Origin of the sequence: Pseudoruegeria sp. HB172150, assembly GCF_013184805.1 — a bacterium.
Taxonomy (GTDB): domain Bacteria; phylum Pseudomonadota; class Alphaproteobacteria; order Rhodobacterales; family Rhodobacteraceae; genus Psychromarinibacter.
In genome coordinates, this window is record NZ_JAATNG010000001.1 from 1447696 (window position 1) to 1462680 (window position 14985).

Here is a 14985-nt window from a genome sequence, read left to right on the forward strand (position 1 = left end):
CGCCATGCCGCCCCGTGGGCTGGAACCGCGCCACGGTCCTTTGCGTTCTTCCAGCAAAGGAGGACCCCCAATGCCAGAGCGCAAGAGATCGCAGGACGGATGCCGCGAGACCGATGACATCACCGGCGCCGACGGTTCCGTATCGCAGGCGGGACGCGCCGGCGGACGGCTGGCCGGACGAATCGGATCCAGGGACGAAAAGAAGCGCTCGCTGGAGCGGCCTGCGGGTGCGACGCGGGTGACGAAATCCGTTGAAGAGGAGGATTGAGCGATGCCGACGAAATCTCCTGTGAGGACCGGCACGTGGGTGCTGATCGCCGATGGCGAGAAGGCGCTTTTTCTGCGCAACGATGGAGACGAGGATTACCTGAACCTCAATGTCGTGCGCCATGAAGAGCAAGAAGACCCGCCGAGCCGGGAGCAGGGCACGGACCGTCCCGGGCGGATGCCGGATACCGGCGTCGGGCAGCGGTCCAGCCTGGACGAGACCGACTGGCACAGGCTGGCGAAGGATCGCTTTGCCGACGAACTGGCGGATATTCTGTACCGGCAGGCGCATCGCGGCGATTTCGAGCGGATCGTGCTGGTGGCCGCTCCGCAGGTGCTGGGTGAGCTGCGTGACAAGATGCACAAGGAGGTCGTGGCGCGTGTTGTCGACGAGATCCCGAAAACCCTGACCAACCACCCGCTGGACAAGGTCGAGGCGCTGATCCACGCGGAGTTTGCCTGACGCCCTGAGCGACCGGCACCGTTCGGGCCGTATCCTTGGATGCGGCCCCGTCGGTGCGGTCTTCTGTCAGCCCAGGTCGGCGCGCAGGGCGGTCATCAGCTCGGGCACAGTATTTACGGTATTGAAGTAGTCGCGCATCGACTCTTCAGCGAAGCCCTGAGCGATCACGTGGTCGATCATGTCGATGAGAGGTTGCCAGTAACCGCTTGTGTTAAGAAGGTAAATCGGTTTGGCGTGGAGTGTAAGCTGGCGCCATGTGAGAACCTCGAAGAACTCGTCGAGCGAGCCGGCGCCGCCGGGCAGCACCGCGATCGCGTCGGAGTTCATGAACATGACCTTTTTCCGTTCATGCATGTTCTCGGTCACGATGAAGCGGCCGAGATCGCGCTTGGCCATTTCGCGTGCCAGAAGGTGAACCGGAATGACGCCGAAGGTATCGCCGCCGGCCTTTTGCGCCGCGCGCGAGACGGCGCCCATCAGCCCCACATCGCCGGCGCCGTAGACCAGCCGCCAGCCTTCGCCGGCCAGAGCTGCGCCCAATTCCTGTGCAGCTTCGATGTATGTGGGGTCGGATCCGTCTCGTGCGCCGCAAAAGACACAGACGGAGGTAGGAGTGGATACCATATCTAGTCCTCACAGCAATGGGTTTTGACCACTGATAGCCGGGTTGATAAGGTCCCTCAACCGTTGCCGTGCCTGGGTGACGGAAGGGGATGTCAGATGCTGAGCAAGATCGGCGCGTGGTTCGGTGGAGGGCCCGTCAGCGGCGCGATTGCGGTGGTCTTTGTGGCTGCCGGTCTGGGCTATGGTGGCTGGCAACTTCTGCATGTTCCGGATGACGAAACCGACGCGGACGAGGTGGCTGTTGCACCGGCGAGCGTCTCTGATGGCGTGGCCGAGCCGGAGCCGGAACCTGATGCCGGGCCGGTTGCCGACGCCTCCGGCACGACGGAAGCCGCAGAGGTCGTGGGCGATGTCACCGGCGCGCTGGCCGGAACCGGCGAGTCATCGGAGCTGCCGAGTTTCGACGTGGTACGGGTGGATGCCGACGGAAACGCACTGATCGCGGGGAAGGCTGCGCCGGAATCCGAGGTGCGGGTCCTGCTGGATGGCGCTGAGATCTCCACGTCGCCGGCGGATCGCAGCGGCAGCTTCGTATCGATCTTTACGGTGCCGCCCGCGGATGTGCCGCGCGTTGTCAGCCTGGAAATGCAGGTGAACGGCGAGGATCCGGTTAGCTCTCCGGCGACGGTGATCCTGCAACCCTCGCTGCGGGACATGGCGCCCGATGTCGTTGCGTCGGCCGAGGGCACGACGGCGCCGGCCAGCGATGAGGGCCCGGTGGAAGCCCCGGCGGACAGTGCCGCGCCGGACGCTTCGGCTGAGACCGCGGAACTGGATCAAGCTGGGGTTCCGGAGACGCGTGTGGTCCCGCCTGTCGACACGGAGACACCGCCCGTGCCCGAGGCGGGGGTTGCCGAGCCGGATGTTCCGGCCGGTGAGGAGGAAGATACGTCGGTCGTTTCCGCCTCGGCGGAGGACCCCCCGGCGGAAACGGCGGAGTCGCCGGAACTGGCCGAGGCGGCGCCTGCCGGAGAGCCTCAGGCGGATACGGGCACGACCACCGAGGTCGCCCGTGTCGGTGAAGACGTGCCGGAAGAAGACACAGGAGGGTCCGGCCTTGTTGCGACTGTGACGACCGGATTGGCCGGCACGGCAGCATCGCTGATTCCGGATGGGTCGAATGACGGTCCGGGTTCCGGTGCGCCGCAGGGTGCTGTGGATGATGTGACAAAGAATGCGGCCGCGGAAGCCGGGCTGCCCGCTGGAGGTGAGGCCGGCGAAGTCGCGGACGGGGCTGAATCGGCGGGGGTCGCGAGTGCCGAGATGGCTGGAGCGCCGGAAGCCCTGGCGGACAATGACAGCGGCGCCGGTGAAGAGAACGCGCCGGAACTGACCGCCTCGCTTGATGCCGAAGAGCTTTCGGCGCCGGAGGGTACGGCCGTGACGGAGGCGCCCGCGGACGGGGACGCTCCGGCGGGTGTATCGGAGCCGGAAGCGCCGACGGTGCTGCTGGCGGATGACACCGGCATCAAGGTGCTTCAGGCTGGAGAGACGCCGGCGCCGGTTCAGTCGGTGATCCTCGACACGATCAGCTATGACCCGGAGGGCGAGGTGTCGCTTGGCGGGCGCGGGACGGAGGGCGGCTTTGTCCGGGTCTATCTGGACAACCAGCCGGTCAAGACGACCGAGATTGGCGTTGACGGGCAGTGGCGGATGCCGCTGCCGGATGTGGACACCGGGGTCTATACCCTCAGGATCGACGAGCTGGGGCCGGACGGGACGGTGGTGTCGCGGGTCGAGACGCCGTTCCAGAGGGAGGATGCGGAGCTGTTCGCCTCGGCGGCGCCGCAGGGGGATGCCGGGACAGAGGCCGGGGCCGCGCCGCGGGCGCCGGTGGAGCTGCTGACGGTTCAGCCGGGCAATACGCTCTGGGGGATCGCGGATGAGAAGTATGGCGATGGCCTGCTTTATGTCCGGGTCTTCGAGGCGAACCGGGACCGGATCCGGGACCCGCACTGGATCTATCCGGGGCAGGTGTTTTCGCTTCCCGAGGACGGCTGAAAACGGGGCGTCCCCATGGGGACGGGGGGTCAAGTCGTTGATTTCAGGCGTGGTAGCGCTAACCTTCCGTTGCGGACGCGCTGGTGCTGCTGTGGCGCGTGAGGCCGTTTGAGAGACACCGGGCGGCGCTGCGACATGGCGTTTCGCGATGACTGCCACAACATCCGCTCCGGCATTCCAAGCCGCCTTCGCAGGTCCCCTCGGATCGCAATCCAGCCGCGCCAGATCCAAAACGTGAGCAGGTGGACCGAAAAAGGGCGGGCCATGTGATCTTCTTCGTTGGTCCCGTTCCTTGCTGGTCCGGTATTCCCGCCTTGTCGCTTCGGTCAGGCCGGAGTTAATCTCAACCTCAGGGATGTGGATGACGGTCTTTCATTGGAGAGAACCATGTCATTTCGACCAAACACTTTTCGCAGCTTATCTTCATCTACTCTCGCGGCCGTGCTCGCTCTCGCCGCGCCGGCGGACGCGCAGGACAATGCGCTTCCCCCCTTCACCGTGAAGCCAATTCGCATCGAAGTGCTCGATAAGAATGACTTCGGCACCAACATAGAGAACGACGAAATCGTCGTCTTCGCTGTGGCCGCACTCGCTTCGGAAATCGTTGTGGACGCCGGCGACTTCATTCCCGGCGCCGGGGAGGTCCCTACAGGGCTCACGGCACCAGGTGTCCGGGTCAAAGCCTATGGCAATGGAACAGGAGAGGAGAACGACTTTCTTAAATTGTCCGACCTGGAGCATCTGAGCCTTACGACGGGTGAAAGCGCCTCGATCGCTGGATTGCCGGTTTGGGGCTTCGGTGGCGAGCCGCAGGGCGTCGCCAACCCGGCCGAACTGGGGTTCCTGTTCTTTGTCGTGGAGCGGGATGACGGATTCCCCTTCTCGTCAATATCCGGTGCCGTCACTGGCGTGGTTACCGGCGAACTCGTGCAGTCCGGGATCCCTCTGGAAGAACGTTTCAACCGTGCACGGCAGCGGGTCGGCGAAGCGCTCGACAGCCTCGTCTCGGGCTTTCCTTCGGACGATGACGTGATCGGGCCGGTTCAAGCCATGGTGGTCAGCGGAGCCGATTTCTCGGCTGATGGCCCGCTTGTGCGTGAGCTGGATTTCATCAGCGACGAGAAAAGTGCGCATTACGTTGTACGCGTGAGGATCGTCCGCGAAGCCACTTTGAGAATGGGCGATGGCGGCGCGCCGCAATCCGGAAGCTTTGAATTCGACGTCCACGATCCCGACAGCCGCAGCCGGTGCGCCGGGAACAGTCAGGTCTGCGTGGTCGAGGTCTGGGCCGACGGCGTGATCGCCGGTTCGATTCCTGTTCAGAATGGCCACGGGGAAGGTCAATTGCCCGTCGGGCCTTTCGGAGCGCAGAGTATCGTTGCCACCTTGCGCGACGGGAACAAGATCATCGCCCAGACCCGGGCAAGCTTTCCCATTCAGCAAGGTCCGATCACCGGCGGGATATCGGAGCCGGAAGGCGACACCCACGTTCTGGCCGGCGTCGGCACTGATTTTTCGGCGCTGTTCACGCGCAATCTCGCCCCGCTGCCCTGCGAAACCATGACATGGCGCCGGGAACAGGTGGAAGGAAGCGGCTTTGTATTGCTCGATCCGAACCTGGGCCGCGCGACCCGACCCCTGCAGATCGATACGAACCCCAGGGTTCGGGTTACCACTGGTGACGGTCAGGCCGGTTCCGGGATCGGCCGGGTCGGTATTGGCACTGCGGGTTCGACTTCGGCGACCGCTACGCTTGGACTCGGACAGCAGACCTTGCAACAGATCAACCCGCAGGGTTGCCAGGCGACCTTCCGGTTTGACGCTCCCGGGTTCTACCGCGTCGTCGTTTCGGTCACGAGCGATGGCGAAACCGTGGAGGCCGGCACGCTCGTCAGCGTCGCGGCCGCCGCAGACGGAGCGGCCTTACCGGATCTGACAGCGCCCCGATCAGGGACGGCGGCGAACCTGGGTTCGAGTATCCCGGTCTCGGGCATGATCTTTGCGTCCGATATTCCCGCCGTGGTCCGACTGGAAATGCGTCTTCAGAACCGACCTGGCGCGGGCTGGACAGAGGTTCCCGTCACCGTGTCGCCTGCAGGCTCAGGGCGCTTCGCGGTCACAGGGGCTATCAACACGATTGCCCTTAACCTGGCCTCGGGAAGCTATGACTTGCGTCTGGTCACCGGTACATCCGATGGCGTATCCGCGCGCGAGACGACGCGGCTCATCCTGGTCGAACCGCCCAAGTAGAGCCTTTTGTGTTTGACGGCTCTGGTTTTCGGAAGCCGGCCTGACTACTTAGTGGCATCCCGAGAAGGACAGTGGATGCCGGACCCCAGCGAGACTGATGATCAGGTGAAGACCGAGCGCAACCGCGGCATGCGGGTGGTGCGCAAGGTCGCGCCGTATCTCTGGCCGGAGGATAAGCCATGGGTGAAGCAGCGCGTGGTTCTGGCGATGGTCGTGCTGTTCCTGGCCAAGCTGGTCGCGGTGGGTACGCCGTTCTTCTACAAGGCCGCCGTGGATGCGCTGGCGGGCGAGGCGGACCGGGCGGACATGCTGCTGGCCATTGGCGCAGTCGGGCTGACCGTGGCCTATGGCATGGCGCGGCTGATGAACGTGGGCTTCCAGCAGCTGCGCGACGTGATCTTCGCCAAGGTCGGGCAGCGGGCGCTGCGGGCGCTGGCGCTGGAGACGTTCCAGCATATCCACGCGCTGTCGCTGCGCTATCACATCACCCGCAAGACCGGCGGGCTGAGCCGGATCATCGAGCGCGGCGTGAAGGGCGTGGAGTTCCTGCTGCGGTTCCTGCTGTTTTCCATCGGGCCGCTGCTGCTGGAGCTGCTGATGATCGGCGTCGTGCTCGCCGTGGTTTTCGACATCTGGTACCTCGTGGTCGTGGCGGTCACCATCGCGGTCTATATCGTCTTTACGTTCAAGGTCACCGAATGGCGGGTGAAGATCCGCAAGGTGATGAACGATCAGGACACGGACGCGAACCAGAAGGCGATCGACAGCCTGCTGAACTTTGAGACCGTGAAGTATTTCGGTGCCGAGACGCGCGAGGCGGACCGGTATGACGGCGCGATGGCGGGGTACGAGACCGCGGCGATCAAGACGGCGAATTCGCTGGCGCTGCTGAACTTCGGTCAGTCGTTCCTGATCACGGCGGGGCTGGTCGTGGTCATGGTGATGGCCGCGATGGGTGTGCAGAACGGCGCGCTGACGGTGGGCGACTTCGTCATGGTCAACGCCTACATGATCCAGATCACCATGCCGCTGAATTTCCTTGGCACCGTCTATCGGGAGATCCGGCAGGCGCTGGTCGACATGGGCGAGATGTTCGACCTGCTGGAACAGCCGGCAGAGGTTCAGGACAAGGAAAATGCGCCTGATCTCAAGGTCAACGGCGGTGAAGTGGAACTGGAGGGCGTGGTTTTCGGCTACGAGGAGACGCGGCCGGTGCTGAAGGGCGTGTCGATCCATGTCGGCGCCGGAGAAACGGTGGCGATTGTCGGGCCGTCGGGGTCGGGCAAGTCGACCATCGGGCGTCTGCTGTTCCGGTTCTACGACGTGCAGGGCGGCGCGCTGCGGATCGACGGGAAGGATGTGCGCGACGTGACGCAGAAAAGCCTGCACCGGTCGATCGGCGTGGTGCCGCAGGACACGGTGCTGTTCAACGACTCGATCTTCTACAACATCGCCTATGGGCGGCCGGATGCGACGCGCGTGGAGATCGAGGCGGCGGCGAAGGCGGCGAAGATCCACGATTTCATCGCTGCCCTGCCGGAGGGGTACGGGACGCAGGTGGGCGAGCGCGGGCTGAAGCTGTCGGGCGGCGAGAAGCAGCGGGTGGGGATCGCGCGGACGCTGCTGAAGAACCCGCCGATCCTGCTGCTGGACGAGGCGACCTCGGCGCTGGATACGGAGACCGAGCGGGACATCCAGGACGAGCTGAAGGCGATGGGCGAGGGGCGCACGGTGATCACCATCGCGCACCGGCTGTCGACGATTGCCGATGCGGACCGGATCGTGGTGCTGGAGAACGGCGAGGTGGTCGAGGAAGGCTCGCACACGGTGCTGCTGTCGCGGGACGGGCGCTATGCGGCGCTGTGGCGGCGGCAGCTGTCGGAGGGTGATGAACTGGAGCCGGGCAAGCCGCGGGTGCGGCCGGGGCCGCGGCCGGTCGGTGGTGACGACGAGGCCGGCGGCAACGTTCCGGCGGACGGTCAGTGGCGCTGGACGGCGGTGGATTCCTGACATCTCCCGACAGGGCGGTTATGCGCTGGATGCATGGCTGGCTCCCGCTCGAACCCGCCGCGCAGAAAACGGATTGTCACAAATTGCCGTTAGGGCTAACGCTCGGAATTCCGCTTGAAGGATTTTTCAGATGTTGCGTTTCGCCCTGACGCTGGGGCTGCTGGCTGCGGTCGGCCCCTTTGCCATCGACATGTATTTGCCCGCGATGCCGCTGATCGCGGAGGACCTTGGCACGACCGCTGCCGGAGTGCAGGCGACGCTGTCGGCCTATTTCTTTGCGTTCGGGATTGCGCAGCTGGTTTACGGGCCGTGGGCTGACCAGGCCGGACGCAAGCTGCCGCTTTACGTCGGGCTGGGGATCTTTCTTGTCGCGACGCTGGCATGTGCGCTGGCGCCGTCGCTGCCGGTTCTGGTGGCGGCGCGGGCCCTGCAGGGGCTGGGTGTCGCGACGGTGATGGTGATCCCGCGCGCGATCGTGCGCGACCGCTATACCGGGACCGAGGCGACGAAGCTGATGGCGATGGTGATGCTGGTGATCTCGATCTCGCCGATGCTGGCGCCGCTGGCCGGATCGCTCGTGATGGAGATCGGCGGCTGGCGGATCATCTTCGGATTCCTGGCGGCGGCGGCCGTCGTGGCGCTGGTGCTGGTCGGGACGGCGCTGCCCGAGACGCTGGCGCCCGAGAAACGCGTGAAGGTCAACCTGCGAAACCTGATGCGGGGCAGCAAGGTGCTGCTGACCGACCCGGTGTTCATGGGGCTGACCTTTATCGGCGGGTTCGGGATGGCGAGCTTCTTCGTGTTCATCGCGAGCGCGTCGTTCGTCTATGTCGAGCAGTTCGGGCTGACGCCGACCGGGTTCTCGCTGGCGTTCGCGGCGAATGCTGTCGGGTTCTTTTCCTTCTCGCAACTGGCCGGGCCGCTGGCGATGCGGCTGGGGCTGGCGCGGGTGATCCGGATCGGCGTGACCGGGTTCGTCCTGTTCACGACGCTGACGCTGCTGCTGGTCTGGGCCGGGTTCGGCAGCCTTTGGGTGATCATCCTGGGGCTGGTGCTGGGCAATGCCGGGCTGGGCATGGTGATCCCGACGACGATGGTGATGGCGCTGGACGATCACGGCGATATCGCCGGGCTGGCCTCGTCGCTGGGCGGGACGATGCAGATGCTGGCAGGTGGCCTGATGATCGTGGTGTCGGGGCTGTTCTTTGACGGCACCGCGCTGCCGATGATGGCGCTGATCACGGCCTGTGCGTGGATGTCGGGCATCCTGATGCTGGTGACGATGCCGCGGCTGGGGGCACGCGCGGCAGTGTGAGGCCCGCGCAGATGTGACCGCAGGACGCGGGCCGATGGACGGGGCGGGGCTTGTTGCAGCCCCGCCTTGTCATTAATCCTTCGGCCATGTCGATCTGGGAATACGCCAACCCTGTGAAGTTTATCGCGACGTCGGACCGTGTCCTGCCATGGATCACGGCGCTGGCGGCGGTGGCGCTGTGCGGCGGGCTGATCTGGGGCTTCTTCTTTACCCCCGACGATTACCGGCAGGGATCGACGGTGAAGATCTTTTACCTGCATGTGCCGGCGGCGATGATGGCGATCAATGCCTGGGCGATGATGCTGGTGGCGTCGCTGGTCTGGATCGTGCGGCGGCATCACGTTTCGGCGCTGGCGGCCAAAGCCGCGGCGCCGGTGGGCGTGACCTTCACGCTGATCGCGCTGGTGACGGGGGCGATCTGGGGTCAGCCGATGTGGGGGACGTGGTGGGAATGGGACCCGCGGCTGACCTCGTTCCTGATCCTGTTCCTGTTCTACCTTGGCTACATGGCGCTGTGGGCGGCGATCGAGGATCCCGACACGGCTGCGGACCTGACATCGGTGCTGTGCCTGGTCGGATCGGTCTTTGCGATCCTGAGCCGGTACGCGGTGAACTTCTGGAACCAGGGGCTGCATCAGGGCGCGTCGCTGTCGATGGATGCGGAGGAGAACGTGGCGGACGTGTTCTGGTATCCGGCGCTGGTGACAATCGCGGGCTTCGTGCTGCTGTTCGTGGCGCTGGTGCTGGTGCGGACGCAGACCGAGATCCGCAAGCGGCGGCTGCATGCGATCGAGATGCGCGAGAGGATGGGGCGATGATCCCGGAGCTGGGGAAACACGCGGGGACGGTACTGTCGGCCTATGCCATCAGCCTGATCCTGCTGGCCGGGATCATCGTTCTGAGCCTTGTACAGGCGAAGCGCGCCAAGCGGCGGCTGGCGGCGGCGGAGGCACGGCGGACCCATGGTTAAGCCGCTGGTGATCGTCCCGCCGGTGCTGTTCGCCGGGCTTGCCGCGATGTTCCTGCTGGGGATGAACCGGGACGATCCGGATGCGCTGCCATCGGCGTTTGCCGGGCAGGAGGCGCCGCCCGTGGTGCTGACAGCCCTGGGCGATGGCGCCCCGTTCACCGACGAGACGCTGCGGGACGGCGAGGTGAAGCTGGTGAACTACTGGGCGAGCTGGTGTGCGCCCTGCCGCGTGGAGCATCCGAATCTGAGCCTGCTGCAGGAAGAAGGGGTGCCGATCTACGGCATCAACTACAAGGACGATCCGGAGAAGGCGCTGGCCTTTCTTGAGGAGCTTGGCAATCCCTACGAGGCGCTGGGGGCCGATGCGAGCGGCCGCACGGCGCTGGACTGGGGCCTTTACGGTGTGCCCGAGACCTACGTGATCGACGGCGACGGCATGGTCGTTCTGCGCTTTGCCGGTCCGCTGACGCAGCGGGTGATCGAAGAGAAGATCCGCCCGGCCATGGCGAAGGCGGCGGAGTAGCGCCGCAGAGATTTCCGTTGTTCTGAAAAGCGAAACCGCGCGCAGCTTTTGCTGTCACGCGGCTCGAAGACTTCTGCCTGTAATCCGTGGCCTCAGACGGCCAGAGAAGTCACCACGACAAGCGCGATGAAGAATCCGATCTCGAGGATCGGGCCGTTCAGTCCGTATCGATTCATGGTCTGTCTCAGTCGTTCACTCATATCTCATTGCCCCCACAATGTTTGGCCGCAAACTAGCCATAAAGGAGGTCGCTGTATGAGAAACGGATCGTTTCCGTTTTTTGCAAAAGCAGCGAAAACAACTGGTTATCGTGCAGCGACCTGTCCTTATGGGAAGGTTCTGGAAGGCAAATAAGGCGAAAATGCGGCGTATTCCGCAAGGGCAGGCGTTAACCAGACGTTTCCCCTGAGGCGATGATTTCGCTCCTTTCCGGGATTGTCGCGGCGGCGGAATCCGCAAGGTTGAGCGCGACGATTCTCGGGGCCTACAACCCCCGGTTAAAGTCCCTTCGATCCTAAGGGTTTTGTTGCCAAAACTGATCCAATTTCCCGGCCCGATGCGGGGGGTGTACGGTCGGGTACTCTCCTTATTGGTTTAAGGGGTGCGGCCAGATTTTTTTCAGAGAAATCCCTCCGCGGGCCGGGATTTATCGTCGGACAGGCTTCGGGTTCTGATGGAGTCGGCCCGGTCGCTTCGGCGGTGTCGGTTTCGATTCGAGCGGTGGAGCCGCGACTGCCGGCAGGTGGGGCCGCCGGAAAAGAGATGCGCCGGTCCTGAGGCAGGACCGGCGCATGCAAGCCTGTCGCCGCGCCCGGTTGCGGGCGCGCGGGGACGTGTCGGTTACGCCGCCTTGGCGAGATTTCTCAGCACGTAGTGCAGCACACCGCCGTGTTCGACGTATTCCTTTTCCACCCCGGTATCGATCCGGCACTTGAGGTCGATGGTCTTGGTGGAGCCGTCACCGTATGTGATCGTGCAGGGCACGATGGACTGCGGTTTCAGGTCGCCTTCGAGGCCGGTGATCGAGATCGTCTCATCCCCCTTGAGGCCCAGCGACTTGCGGGTGTCGCCGCCGGTGAACTCGAACGGGATGACGCCCATGCCGACGAGGTTGGAGCGGTGGATCCGCTCGAAGCTTTCGGCGATCACGGCCTTGACGCCGAGGAGGTTGGTGCCCTTGGCCGCCCAGTCGCGGGAGGAGCCGGCGCCGTACTGTTCGCCGCCGAAGACCACGAGTGGCGTGCCCTGATCCTGATAGGCCATCGCGGCGTCGTAGATCGAGGTCTGCTTGCCGTCCGGGCCGAGGGAGTAGCCGCCTTCGACGCCGTCGAGCATCTCGTTCTTGATGCGGATGTTGGCGAAGGTGCCGCGCATCATGATCTCGTGGTTACCGCGGCGGGAGCCGTACGAGTTGAACTCGCGCACGGGAACCTGACGTTCGACCAGATACTTGCCGGCCGGGGTCGTGTCCTTGAACGAGCCGGCGGGCGAGATGTGGTCGGTGGTGACCATGTCGCCGAGGATCGCGAGAACACGGGCGTCCTTGAGGTCGGAGATGGTGCCCGGTTCCTTGGACATGCCTTTGAAGTACGGCGGGTTCTGGATGTAGGTCGAGGTCGGCGGCCAGTTGTAGGTTTCGCCGCCGGACACTTCCACCGCCTGCCATTTCTCGTCGCCCTTGAAGACGTCGGCGTATTTTTCCAGGAACGCTTCGCGGGTGACGGTCTTGTCGACCAGTTCGGCGATCTCGGCGTTGGAGGGCCAGATGTCCTTGAGATAGACGTCGTTGCCGTCCTTGTCCTTGCCGATGGGATCGGTGGCGATGTTGACGTTCATGTCACCGACCAGCGCGTAGGCCACTACGAGCGGCGGCGAGGCGAGGTAGTTGGCGCGGACGTCGGGGCTGATCCGGCCCTCGAAGTTGCGGTTGCCGGAGAGCACCGAGGTGGCGATCAGGTCGTAGTCGTTGATCGCCTTGGAGATCGGTGCGGCGAGCGGGCCGGAGTTGCCGATGCAGGTGGTGCAGCCGTAGCCGACGAGGTTGAAGCCGATGGCGTCGAGGTCTTCCTGCAGGCCGGCGGCCTCGAGGTATTCCGACACGACCTGGCTGCCGGGGGCCAACGAGGTTTTCACCCAGGGCTTGCGGTTCAGGCCAAGCTCGCGGGCTTTGCGCGCGACGAGGCCGGCGCCGATCATCACGTAGGGGTTCGAGGTGTTGGTGCAGGAGGTGATCGAGGCGATCACGATTGAGCCGTCGTGGAGCTGGTAGGCGCCATCCTCGGTCTTGTACCAGCCCTTGTTGTGGTGGCCTTCGTCACCGGGGATATCGACGGGCTCGGGCGCACCGCCTTCACCTTCCCAGCGGACCTCGGCATTGGCGGAGGCATCCTTGCCCTCGCGCACGCCCTTGACGTACTTGGCGAAGGCGCTTCCGGCGCTGTCCAGCGCGATGTAATCCTGCGGCCGTTTCGGGCCGGAGATCGCGGGGACGATGGTGTTCATGTCGAGGTGCAGGGTCGAGGTGTAGACCGGATCGTAATCCGCACCGCGCCAGAAGCCGTTTTCCTTGGCATAAGCCTCGACCAGCTTCACGCGGTCTTCGTCGCGGCCGGTGTTGCGCAGGTAGCGAAGCGTTTCGTCGTCGATCGGGAAGAAACCACAGGTGGCGCCGTATTCGGGGGCCATGTTGGCGATGGTGGCGCGCTGCGCCAGCGGCAGATTGTCGAGACCCTCGCCGTAGAATTCAACGAACTTGCCGACGACGCCGTGAATGCGGAGCATTTCGACGACCTTCAGCACGAGGTCGGTGCCGGTGGTGCCTTCCATCATCTCGCCGGTGAGCTTGAAGCCCACGACCTCGGGGATCAGCATCGAGATCGGCTGGCCGAGCATCGCGGCCTCCGCCTCGATCCCGCCGACACCCCAGCCGAGAACGGCGGCGCCGTTGACCATTGTGGTGTGGCTGTCGGTGCCGACGAGCGTGTCGGGATAGGCGACTTCGTTGCCGTCCTGGTCCTTGTCGGTCCAGACGGTCTGCGCGAGGTATTCGAGGTTCACCTGGTGGCAGATGCCGGTGCCGGGCGGGACGACGCGGAAGTTCTCGAACGCTGTCTGGCCCCATTTCAGGAACTCGTAGCGTTCCATGTTTCGTTCGTATTCGCGGTCGACGTTCATCTGGAAGGCGCGCGGGTTGCCGAATTCGTCGATCATGACCGAGTGGTCGATGACGAGGTCGACCGGGTTCAGCGGGTTGATCTTCTGCGCGTCGCCGCCAAGCGCCTTGATGCCGTCGCGCATCGCGGCGAGGTCAACCACGGCGGGGACGCCGGTGAAGTCCTGCATCAGCACACGGGCGGGGCGATAGGCGATCTCGCGCGGGTTCTGGCCGCCCTTGTCGGCCCATTCCGAAAACGCCTTGATGTCGTCGACGGAGACGGTGCGGCCACCATCCTCGAAGCGCAGCATGTTTTCGAGCACCACCTTGAGCGAGGCGGGGAGTTTCGAGAAATCGCCGAGACCGGCGGCTTCTGCGGCGGGAATCGAGTAGTAGGCGACGGATGCGCCGCCAGAAGAAAGGGTTTTACGGGTCTTGGATGTGTCTTGTCCGACGACGATCGGCATGGGGGTCCCTCCATTGGCTTGGGGCAGGGTTCAAAACTCTGACCCGGTCGCTTTGCCCCTCATATAGGGCAGGACTCAGGTTTGGCGTCTCAGTATACCATTGTGCACCGTTCCGCAATCTCGGTTTCGTGACAGCTGTTACGGCATGCTCGCTAATGCTTGATTAGCGAAGTCGAGGCTGCTTGTTTAGTTAGGACGGGGAGAGACTGAAGGGGAATTCCATGCGCGGCTTTCTGGCAGCCATTGCGGTGGCGGCGTCGATGGGTTTTTGCGCAGCTTCGGTGCAGGCTGGCCCGGTAGTTGTCGAATTGTATACAAGCCAGGGCTGTTCTTCCTGCCCGCCGGCCGACGAATTGCTGGCGGAGCTTGCCACGCGTGATGACGTGATTCCGCTGGCGCTGCATGTGGACTACTGGGACTACATCGGCTGGAAGGATCTGTACGGAAACCCCGCTTTCACCAAGCGTCAGAAAGGTTATGCCAAGGCCGCCGGACACCGGACCATCTATACTCCGCAGATGATCGTCGGTGGCCTGGATCACGTCGTGGGCTACAAGCCGATGAAGCTAGCCGAGCTGATCGACATGCATGAGGAACTGCCGGAACCGATCGCACTTTCGGTCGAGAAGGCGGGCGGCGGACTAAAGGTGATGGCGGAGGCGCTGCAGGATCTGAATGGTCCGGTCGTTGTGCAACTCGTGCGATATACACCTGAGGCCACGGTGGAGATCCGCAAGGGCGAGAATGCCGGGCGGACGATCACCTACACGAATATCGTGACATCCTGGGACATGATCGGCGGCTGGAACGGTGCGGAGCCGTTGGAACTGGAGATCGCGCTTGAGGGCGACGCCCCCGCAGTGGTGATCCTGCAGGAGCTGGGGCATGGCGGGATCCTGGCGGCGGCGCGGGTCGAATAGGCCCTTACGCCGGTTTTGGCG

General features: G+C 64.3%; 12 protein-coding genes. 10 read left to right on the forward strand and 2 right to left on the reverse strand.

The features are described from left to right. Positions 1–70 precede the first annotated feature (70 nt). A complete protein-coding gene (locus HCO70_RS07010; protein WP_172294374.1) occupies positions 71–268 on the forward strand; it encodes a hypothetical protein in 198 nt (65 codons plus the stop codon). Between the two features lie 3 nt (positions 269–271). Next, positions 272–730: a host attachment family protein gene (locus HCO70_RS07015; RefSeq protein ID WP_172294376.1), complete on the forward strand. Its 459-nt coding sequence runs from the start codon at positions 272–274 to the stop codon at positions 728–730. Between the two features lie 66 nt (positions 731–796). On the opposite strand, the gene HCO70_RS07020 is transcribed toward HCO70_RS07015, so the two are convergent. Further along, positions 797–1354, reverse strand: coding sequence for a TIGR00730 family Rossman fold protein (locus HCO70_RS07020; RefSeq protein WP_172294378.1), 558 nt, complete (start codon positions 1352–1354; stop codon positions 797–799). Between the two features lie 96 nt (positions 1355–1450). Here HCO70_RS07020 and HCO70_RS07025 point away from each other — a divergent pair, with 96 nt between their 5' ends. The 7 genes from HCO70_RS07025 (at position 1451) to HCO70_RS07055 (ending at position 10423) form a co-directional block, all read left to right on the forward strand. Further along, complete coding sequence (locus tag HCO70_RS07025) at positions 1451–3355, forward strand: LysM peptidoglycan-binding domain-containing protein (RefSeq protein ID WP_172294380.1); 1905 nt, start codon at positions 1451–1453, stop codon at positions 3353–3355. A gap of 441 nt (positions 3356–3796) precedes the next feature. Continuing rightward, entirely contained in the window at positions 3797–5605 is a 1809-nt protein-coding gene (locus tag HCO70_RS07030) for a hypothetical protein (protein WP_216665287.1), read from the forward strand. A 129-nt stretch (positions 5606–5734) separates the two neighbouring features. Next, complete coding sequence (locus HCO70_RS07035; RefSeq protein WP_305849439.1) at positions 5735–7615, forward strand: ABC transporter ATP-binding protein/permease; 1881 nt, start codon at positions 5735–5737, stop codon at positions 7613–7615. A 130-nt stretch (positions 7616–7745) separates the two neighbouring features. After that, positions 7746–8930, forward strand: coding sequence for a multidrug effflux MFS transporter (locus tag HCO70_RS07040; RefSeq protein WP_172294386.1), 1185 nt, complete (start codon positions 7746–7748; stop codon positions 8928–8930). Between the two features lie 86 nt (positions 8931–9016). Next, positions 9017–9748, forward strand: a complete 732-nt coding sequence (locus tag HCO70_RS07045) for a heme ABC transporter permease (protein WP_172296195.1) — start codon at positions 9017–9019, stop codon at positions 9746–9748. Then, positions 9745–9900, forward strand: coding sequence for a heme exporter protein CcmD (gene ccmD, locus HCO70_RS07050; protein WP_172294388.1), 156 nt, complete (start codon positions 9745–9747; stop codon positions 9898–9900). Before HCO70_RS07045 ends, ccmD begins: the two co-directional genes overlap by 4 nt. Next, complete coding sequence (locus HCO70_RS07055; protein ID WP_172294390.1) at positions 9893–10423, forward strand: DsbE family thiol:disulfide interchange protein; 531 nt, start codon at positions 9893–9895, stop codon at positions 10421–10423. The genes ccmD and HCO70_RS07055 overlap by 8 nt, the downstream gene beginning before the upstream one ends. Before the next feature lie 840 nt (positions 10424–11263). Here the strand turns inward: HCO70_RS07055 and acnA are convergent. Next, on the reverse strand, positions 11264–14044 hold the full coding sequence (acnA, locus tag HCO70_RS07060) for an aconitate hydratase AcnA (RefSeq protein ID WP_172294392.1): 2781 nt from the start codon (positions 14042–14044) through the stop codon (positions 11264–11266). 221 nt (positions 14045–14265) lie between these two features. Here acnA and HCO70_RS07065 point away from each other — a divergent pair, with 221 nt between their 5' ends. Beyond that, positions 14266–14964 (forward strand): thioredoxin family protein, encoded by a 699-nt coding sequence (locus HCO70_RS07065; protein WP_172294394.1) that lies wholly within the window; start codon positions 14266–14268, stop codon positions 14962–14964. Positions 14965–14985: the final 21 nt, after the last annotated feature.